The following is an 8,700-nucleotide window of genomic DNA, read 5'->3' on the forward strand; positions in this document are numbered from 1 at the left end:
GGGCTGGTGGCGCAGCCGCATGACACGCCGCGCGGGCTGGCGGCTGCGGTCGAGGCGCGCTTCGGGCCGCGGGGCGCGGCGCTCGCCGTGCTGCTGCGCAGGTTCGACACGCAGCGCTACGGCCGCGATGCGCTCGCACGGCCTTCGGCACCCTGGTTGCGTGCAGTGCGTGCCGAGCTGAAGATGCTCACCAGAACTTGAGCACGAGGCGCTTGCGGCCAAGCGCCCAACGCGCCGAATTGCATCAAGTGTCAGGAAGAAGTCGTCTGAAGTAGTTCGCCGACTTTTATATCGAGAAGGCCACAACTCTAGCGGGATAATAGGAATCGCAGAGTCGCCTTCCAATTTCAATATTTCCCTCTCTCCCCGAGTTCTTTATAACATTCACATTCCCGTCTGCGGCCGTCAAGACATCGCTACAGAATGCCTTGACGACAACTTCATGACGAATACTGTTGGGGCCTGCCTCAAGCAACGGAAAGACTTTCCCAAACAGGGCGTCAATAGTGTCCCAGTGCCTCGAAGTGCTTTTGAGCCAATCAATATTCGAAGACACTGCACACCAGTGAGAATTTCGGGTGATTTCGACCTTCTCGGCCCCGAGTGAAAGGCAATCCGATACCAAAAGAGTTATGAGCTTCTCCTCAGTTGACCCATTGCCTTCCGGAAGATACATTTTTGGGTTGAGTCGAATGTAATCACACACGTCTCCGGCAAGTATTTGAAAAGACTTTGTCATGGTCGAATTTGCCCTTCCTTGCGTAGTGTCTCAAACAAAGGGAACGCACTSGGCGGGATAAAAAGCTCGCTTCCCGGTATCCGGCCACCAGTGCCTTGTGGAATCGGTCTGAAACCTGCGCCTGCGCCGATAAGAGCGTCGTAGGCGAAGACGGTCACTCCAAATGGAAGCACGGCAGGAGGGTTCCCGGCCCCACCACGGCGCCAAGCGAAGAATTCTGCCGCTGCAGGATTGTCTGCCAAGTAGAACCCAATCCCGCCGTCAACATGCTTTGAAATCGCAGTTTCAACCAGGAGTGGCGCCCCGCCAGCCAACGCCAAGGCGCTGTCACGATCCGTCCCGTGATAGAAGTTCAACCACTGCTCACGGTCGCGAGCAGCCTTGGCAGAAACAGCGGCGGTAGCGGTGGTCGTTGCGCCCGTCGACAACCCATCGGCGGCCTGCTGCAAGAACCCATAGGGCCCGGCCATCGTATTGCTACCTGGGACAGTAGTAGCAGCCTCCTGAACCAGGATCAACGTCGCCCCTGCGAAGACCGCGTAGATCGGTCCCGCAGGCCCCCCGGGAATGCGAAAAACCATGGGCTTGGGCGCTTGCATGACCAGCGAGCCACCCATCAGTGACCGCACATAGCCGCCGGCAAGCATCCGCTTGTTGTATTTGTCAATCTCCGCCCGGAGCACGGTCAGGCACGCACCGGTGCAGCCGGTATTCACAGCTCCACTGCCAGTGATTTCCACTTTCTTCATTTCCTGTGGTTTCGGCTGCGGTGGCAGAGGCTGCGACGGATGCTGATCGGGGTCCGGCAACGGCAGCGGCCAATTCCACTTCTTCTGCGTCAGCTCATTCGGATTCCACCCGCTCGGGTCCGTGCTGTTCAGCGGCCGGTTCTCCACATAGCTGTAGCGGTTGTAGCTCTGCAGTTCATAGGGCTGCGTCACCGCGCGGTCGACGGACAGGAAACGCCCAATGGACGCGTCGTACATCCGCCCATTCATGTGCGTGAGCCCGATGTCATCGAGCTGCTCATGGCCGGTGAAGCCGCGGTCCGTGCCGCTGTTGACGGTCGGGCTCCAGTCGATCACCAGAGTGCCGGCCGCGTCGTAGTTGCCGTTGGCGAAGCGCCGCTTGCCGAACGGGTCGTACGCGTCGCGGGCCGTCACGTCGCCGTTGTGGTCCGTCGTCGCTGCGATGCTGCCCAGGTGGTCCTTGTCTCAGTTTCTCGCTCAGGTACTTCTTCTCTGGTGGAAGTCAGCGGGCTTCACTTTCAGTTTGCGGTTTTCCGTGAAATACAMATCCTCCAATCGCAGCAATGGGGAATAGTCTCCGTCCGCTATCGGGGTCCCGAGAAACCTAAACGATTGCAGGTCGCGGAGATCCCGTATGAAATCGATCGACTTCATGACTCCGCATCGATGCAGCTTCAACTCCTGGAGTTTCTTGAAAGAGGCAATATGTTCATGGTCTTCAATTTTTTTGCAGTCGGCAGCCACAAAGGATACCAATTGCTGAAGCCCAAGGTCCGTGAGTTGCTCAAGTTGATCGAGTCGATGCAACTCAAGTATTTTCAATCCTGGATATCCCGCAACTCCAGATAGGCTTTTTACATTTGATTTAACCAGTTCAAGTTCAGTAAGATTCGGGAACGCCGGGAAGTCGGAAAGATCAGCTGCGCGATATTTCCACACATGCAATGATTCAACCTTCGAGCTGGTCTCATTGAGGAAAATTCTGCGATGCCAAAAGACCGACAWTCTCTTTAGTCTGGGCAACCGTCCAAGATCCAGTGTTTGCTTCGTCTCGTCTATAGAGACCTCTTCAAGGCACGGCAGTTGCTCCAATGCGCTGACCGCGACATCGGGCAATCGCTGTACAACCAGAATCTTCAAGTTTGGTAGTCCGACAAGAGATTGTAATACTTCGTCGGAACACCCTTCATCCGGGGCGACAGCTACGCCACTCACGGAGCCAGAAGCGAGCTCATCCGCAATCTCAGATCTCATTCTCTCTGAGAATATTGCAATAGAGCTGCTGCCCCACTTTATAGCTTGAATCACTAGAAGACTCCGATATCAACGACCATCTTGATTGAGATATCTTTCGCGGCGAATTGATCTTGTTGTAGTTGTTCGAATTCTGAACGCCGCCGTCATTGCGGATTCTCTTGGCCTCGTCCTTGAAAGCCTCCCGCATGTTCGTGGATGAAGTCCACTCTGTCTCTTTGACTGGATCAGTGTTTTCTTCGGCCTTCTCTTTTCCAGACTGCTTTGCACGTTCCTCAGATCCTTTACCGTGATACTTCTTGCCGCTTTCGTGGGTATTGGTATAGGAGCCTACTTTGCCGTCACTATCCTCATTGGCTGCCCGGTCTCCAGCCCCTCGGCCGGCTGCCCGCTCCCACCGTTGCGTTGAGCACCGCGTCAAACACGAGGACCGCGCCATCTTGTCTGAGCCACCGTCCACCCAGCACGCGTGGCCAACATCGCTCAGGTCATGAGCTTTCGCGCAGGAAAGGGCCAGAGAAGGATTCGCAGRCCATCTCCAATTCGGCTACCTCAATGAAGTGCTCGCTGTTCTCCTGACCTTCCTTCGAAAGCTGTTCCGCATGGCAGTTGAAGATGCTTCGAAAGCGAGAGTCGATGACTTGGACTCAGTCTTGACCAAGGCCACGAGTCGGGTAGGGCGCTTCGTCAACCACGCTGCTCTTCGACAAACCTTTTTAGCAAGTCGGCCAACTCCAGCGCCTCATGTTCCGCAAGTTCAACTGGATCGTTAAACCTATTGCGGCTCTTCAAACAGATGACGCCACTGTCGTCGAGCCATACGCATATTTCTCCACCAGCGAACTCGTGGATTGAGGGGTCATCCGCTTTTGTCGTCATCTTCAGGTCCTTGGTCGAATAGGAAAGTGGAGATCACCGCCAGCATTCGGGTCACCGATGCCTCGCCCGCCCGGTTCGAATCCGTGTGCATGGGGCGCAGCTGCTCTGGGATTGTCGTAGGGAAGCCCCGTGTCTTTGTCTAAGTGTCCCGGGTGGATCAACAGGCGTTCCTTTCCGCTCACTGGATCGCGCCATTTGCCTGCCTTCGTAGGATCCTGGACGAGGCCTTTGTCCTTGGCGAGCTTCTCCAACTCCTCTTCCGTTTTACCCTCGAGTTCTTCGGGTTTGATTTCCGGACTCGTTGGCGTGCTTGCTCCAGTCGATACGCCCTCCGCCGGCTGCTCCGCCCCCACCGTCGCGTTGAGCACCGCGTCGAACGCGAGTACCGCGCCTTCCTGCCCGAGCCACCGGCCGCCCAGCACAATGCCGGGCGCCAGTGGCGAACACAGCCCGCCCGACAACGTTGCACAACCGGTAGCCAACCCGCCACCCACGGTCCCGCCGAGCATACCGCCGCCGAACCGCACGACGCTTCGCACCACGGGAACCACCACTCGCCAGTGCTTGGCTGCCTTCCTGGCCTGCTCGGCTGACGCAAGCAGCATTGCCTTGATGGAGTTGACGCAGGATTCGCCGCACTTCCATTCCCGGTGCCCGGTGATCCACACAATCGGCTGGACCACCTGTGTCAGATCGTTCCAGCCACTCGGATCAGTTCGCGCCAGCGGATCGTTGCGCACATAGCTGTAGCGGTTGTAGCTCTGCAGATCCAGCGGATCCGTCACGCTCGCATCACCCGCCAGGAACCGCCCGAGGGCCGCGTCGTAGATCCGGCCGTTCATGTGCGTGAGCCCGATGTCGTCGAGCTGCTCATGGCCGGTGAAGCCGCGGTCAGTTCCGCTGTTGATGGCGGGGCTCCAGTCGATCACCAGCGTGCCGGCCGCGTCGTAGTTGCCGTTGGCGAAGCGCCGCTTGCCGAACGGGTCGTACGCGTCGCGGGCCGTCACGTCGCCGTTGTGGTCCGTTGTCGCTGCGATGCTGCCCAGGTGGTCCTTGTGCCAGTACTCCAGCTTCACCGCGCTCAGGCTCGACTGGACGGGCGGTGCGGTCTGCGTGGCGCCGAGTGCTGGCAGCGCTCCAGTGGTGACCAGCACACCGAGGCTCTGGCCGCCGGCGCTCAGGTAGTGGCGGTTGTTGGTGACGGCTGGGTTCGCTGCGCTCGGGCTCGTCGGTGAGTTGACCTCGCTCTCGAAGGCCAAGCCACCGGTGTTGTCAGGGTGCAGGTACCACGTCGTTCGGGTGCCGGCGTTGGTGCCACTCGGGATCGTCCGCACTTCGCGGATGCGTGCGTGGTCTTCGTCATAGCTCCACACGTAGCTCGGGCCGCCTGCTGGCCCTTGCACACCGGCTTGACTGTCCGGCAGGTTGAAGCCGGTGTAGGTGGTCCCGCGGTACTTTCCCGCCGTCGCGCTCGCGATATTCCCGTTCGCATCGAAGCCGTAGGTGTTGGCGGCTGCGCCTTCGATGCTCTGCACCGCATGCGGCCGCACTGCGTTCGCACCTTGGGCACCGTAGCTGTACACCCCAACATCGCTCTTGTAGAGGATGCTGCCCAGCGCGTTGTATTGCAGGCTCACCGTGCGCACCAAGCCGCTGATCGCAGGAGCAGCCACCGTGTAGCGCTGCAGCCGCCCGAGCGCGTCGTGCTCGAAGTTCTCGGTCACCGCGCCGGTTGCGCCATCCCCGTTCGCATCGTTGCGATTCGTCAACCGGCCCAGGCTGTCCCACACGTAGCCGTGGTTCAGCACATCGGTGGCGCTGGCCTTGCCCGTCGTCAAGCTGCTGACGCGGCCCGTCGATGCTTCGTAGCCGGACCTGCTCACCACCGCGTTGCTGTACTTCTGTTGCTCCAGGCCGTCCCACGCGTTGTAAGCCAGCCCCTGCCACAGCACCGTGCCGGCCGGCAGCGTAGCGCTCGCGCCCGGCGTGCCGCCCGGGGTGCTCGGTAGCGGGTTCACCGTCACCGCCGTCGCCAGCGACACCGTGCCGAGGAAGCCCTTCGGCGTGTAGCCGTAGTTCACSGTCAACCCGGTCGGCCAGGTCTGCGTCATCTGCCGGCCGTTCGCGTCATAGCTCAGCGCGCTCGCAAAACTCGGCCCGTTCGCCACGGTCGTGCGGTTGCTGACCAGCCGCCCCAGGCTGTCGTACACCCACTGCTGGCTCATCTCGGTGCTGGCGCTGGTCGCGCACAGCTTGCCGATGCCCATCGCGCAGCTGTCGTAGCTCCAGGTGCTGCGGTACTCCGGCTCGATGCGCAGCGTCATCCGCCCCAGCTCGTCGTACTTCATCGTCGTCGAGCTGCCGCGCTGCTGCTGCAGCGGGTTCTGCTGCCACACCGCCTGACCCAAGGCGTCATAGTGGTACTCGAGCACCCCGGCGTCTGGGTCGGTCAGCTTGAGCTTGCGACCCCGGATGTCGTACGCGATCTGCACGCTGTTCTGAAGCGCGTCCTTCGTCGTGACAAGGTTGCCGAACGCGTCGTGCTGGTGCACGAGCTGCGCGCCCTGCGCATCGGTGATGCGGATCGGGCGGCCCTCCACGTTGCGCTCCTCGAGCCGGGTGTGCCCCTGGTCGTCGATGGTGGTCGTCTGCAGCGCGCCGTAGACCACGGCCGACAACCGCGCCCGGCGGCTGCCCCGGTTGCTGAAGCCCACGCTCGGCTGGTTGCCCTGGGGGTCGGCCGTGTAGGTGCGGACCACCCGGCCCAATGCGTCGTACTCCGAGCGCGAGAGCCCCACGTCGGCGCTGCCGCCGCTGGTCGACGAGCCGCTGTCCAGGAAATACGGCTGCGTCTGCAGCATCACCTGCCCCAGGTCGCCGTACTCGGTGTCGGTGGCGATCAGGCGGTTCGTGCCGCCGGGTTGCGTGGCGCCGTCGAACGCCTCGGTGATCTGGCGAAGCACCCGGCCCGCGCGGTCGATGTACTTGCGGGTGAACGGGCCGTTCTTGACGCCCTCCGAGCCGCTTGCATCGCGCGGCTCCGCGTGCACGAACTTCACCGCATCGGCCGGGATCTCGACCGCGCCGGGGCTCGGGCACGTCGGGCTGTTCGTTGCGCTGTCGACCCGACCCGCGATGTAGCAGTACGCCGTGATCGACCGTGTGCCGTCGGCGCGGATCTCGCGCGTCGCGCGGCCCAGATCGTCGTATTCCCAGCGCGTGGTCAGCCCGTTCGGCCCGGTCTTGCTCAGCACCGTGCCGAAGCGGGGATCTACCGTCTGCGTCTCACCGTGCAGCAGCGCGTTCCTGCGCTCGCTCGGCAAGCTGCCCGCAGGCACCTTGATGCTCTGGCCGGCGATCGTCACCGTCTGCGTGGCAAAGGTCGTCGTGCTCGTGCGCGCCGTGAAGAGCGCTTCGCCACTCGCACCCGGGCAGTTCTCCTGCCGCGTGCTGATGCGGTTGCCCGCCGGGTCGTAGCCATACGTCGTCAGCACGCACAGCTTCGGGTCGTCGGGCTCGACCTTCTCGGTTTCCACCAGGCCATCGGGGCGGTAGGTGGTGCTCGCCGTCTTCGTGTACCGGAACGGGTCGATGGGCGGCTGGACCTGGGCACGTGCTGCGCCCGCGGCCACTGCGGCCACCGCCAGCAGGATCGTGTGAAGGCACTTCATGGGCAGCTCCCCTTCGGAATGGCCTTGCTGGAGGTGGCGGTGCCGAACGGATTGCTCACGCTGTAGTTCACCGTCGTCGCGACGCATCGGTTGTAGATCCACTGGAACGTGCAACTGCCCCCGGCCGGCACGCTGCCGCCCACGGCACAGGTGGTGCCCGTCCCTGGTGATGCCTCGCCGTTCTGCGTCACGGCGGTGACCGCCTGCGCCGCGGTGTACGGATTGCTCACCGTCAGCGTGACCGTCGTGTAGAAGCTCGTCGAAGTCGCCCCGGGGCTCAGCGTGAAGAACGCGCCGGGGATCGTCTGCACCGAGCCGCTCGCGGTGACTGCCGTGTTCACCGTCGCGCCCACCGTGCTCACCGTCTGGTTGAAGTTCGTCAGCGCGCTGGTGGACAGCTGCACCGTCATGCTGCACGAGACTCCAGGCGCCACATTGGTACAGCCGTTGCCAGTCACGCTCAACGCGCCGGGCAGGCCCGACAGCCCCGTCAGCGTCATCGGCGCATTGCCGTCGTTGCGCCACCCGATCGTGTTCACCGGTGCCGTCGAGTTCTGGTTCACCGTTCCATAGGCCAGGCCGCCGTAGAAGAACGTCGCGATCGAGCCCGTCACCGTGCCGGACACCGTGGCCGATGCCGCAGCCAGCGTTCCGCCGGTCGCGGCCAGCGTCTGTGCGCCTTGTGCGCCGATGTTGCCGCCCGTGCCCATCGACACCGTCACCGAGCAGGTGCCGCCGGGGTCGACCACGCAGTTGCCCGGTGCCACGCTGTACACACCGCTCAACCCCGACATCGTCAGCGTCGCCGCCTGGTTGCCGCTGTTGGTGAAGCTCACCGTGCCGGAGGCTGCGCCGCCGCCCCTCGGAGCACTCAAGGCGGTCGCGCCATTGCCACTCACGGAAATCGACGAGCCATAGAGCGTGCCCGCGACACCGGCCGACACCGCACCGGTCGTGCCGCCGGTGGCCGTCAGGATCTGGCCGCCTTGCGCGCCGATTGCACCGGCCGTGGCCATCGACACCGTCACCGCACAGCTGCCGCCCGCAGGCGCCACGCAACTGGCCGGGCTCACCGAGTACGGCGCGCTCAAGCCCGACATCGTGAGCGTCGCCGCCTGGTTGCCGCTGTTCGTGAAGGTGACCGTGCCGCTGCCTGCTGCACCGCCCTTCTGCGCCGACAGGCTCGCTGCGCCATTGCCGGTCACCGCGATCACCGATTGCAGGCCGGTGCCGTTCAGCGCGGCAGACAGCGTCCCCGCGCCCGTGCCGATGCTCACGCTGCCGCTGCGTGCGGCATTGGCCGTCGGCTGGAAGCGCACCGTGACCGAGCAGCTGCCACCCACCGGCAGCGAGTTGCCGCAGGTCGTGGAGACGAACCCGAAGTCGGTGCCGCTGACCGAGGAGGCCG

7 protein-coding genes are annotated in these 8,700 nt (G+C 62.8%); 1 reads left to right on the top strand and 6 read right to left on the bottom strand.

The genetic code is table 11. From position 1 onward, the window contains the following. A partial coding sequence (locus tag AC1DXV_RS27510) for a DUF4129 domain-containing protein (protein ID WP_477936553.1) occupies nucleotides 1–201 on the top strand: 201 nt, incomplete at its 5' end. Between the two features lie 534 nt (nucleotides 202–735). On the opposite strand, the gene AC1DXV_RS27515 is transcribed toward AC1DXV_RS27510, so the two are convergent. The 6 genes from AC1DXV_RS27515 to AC1DXV_RS27540 all read right to left on the bottom strand — a co-directional run bounded on the left by AC1DXV_RS27515 (nucleotide 736) and on the right by AC1DXV_RS27540 (nucleotide 8,569). After that, nucleotides 736–1,902, bottom strand: a complete 1,167-nt coding sequence (locus tag AC1DXV_RS27515; RefSeq protein WP_477936555.1) for an RHS repeat-associated core domain-containing protein — start codon at nucleotides 1,900–1,902, stop codon at nucleotides 736–738. Between the two features lie 63 nt (nucleotides 1,903–1,965). Continuing rightward, nucleotides 1,966–2,628 (bottom strand): leucine-rich repeat domain-containing protein, encoded by a 663-nt coding sequence (locus tag AC1DXV_RS27520; RefSeq protein WP_477936557.1) that lies wholly within the window; start codon nucleotides 2,626–2,628, stop codon nucleotides 1,966–1,968. A gap of 103 nt (nucleotides 2,629–2,731) precedes the next feature. Further along, a complete protein-coding gene (locus tag AC1DXV_RS27525) occupies nucleotides 2,732–3,202 on the bottom strand; it encodes a hypothetical protein (RefSeq protein ID WP_477872114.1) in 471 nt (156 codons plus the stop codon). 227 nt (nucleotides 3,203–3,429) lie between these two features. After that, the gene (locus tag AC1DXV_RS27530) at nucleotides 3,430–3,621 is read right to left on the bottom strand and encodes a hypothetical protein (RefSeq protein WP_477872116.1); all 192 of its coding nucleotides are present in this window, start codon (nucleotides 3,619–3,621) and stop codon (nucleotides 3,430–3,432) included. Between the two features lie 2 nt (nucleotides 3,622–3,623). Beyond that, nucleotides 3,624–7,292, bottom strand: a complete 3,669-nt coding sequence (locus tag AC1DXV_RS27535; protein ID WP_477936559.1) for an RHS repeat domain-containing protein — start codon at nucleotides 7,290–7,292, stop codon at nucleotides 3,624–3,626. Beyond that, on the bottom strand, nucleotides 7,289–8,569 hold the full coding sequence (locus AC1DXV_RS27540) for a choice-of-anchor D domain-containing protein (RefSeq protein ID WP_477936561.1): 1,281 nt from the start codon (nucleotides 8,567–8,569) through the stop codon (nucleotides 7,289–7,291). The genes AC1DXV_RS27535 and AC1DXV_RS27540 overlap by 4 nt, the downstream gene beginning before the upstream one ends. Between the last annotated feature and the right edge of the window lie 131 nt (nucleotides 8,570–8,700).

The sequence above is a fragment of the Rhizobacter sp. P3_C12 genome, assembly GCF_056402735.1.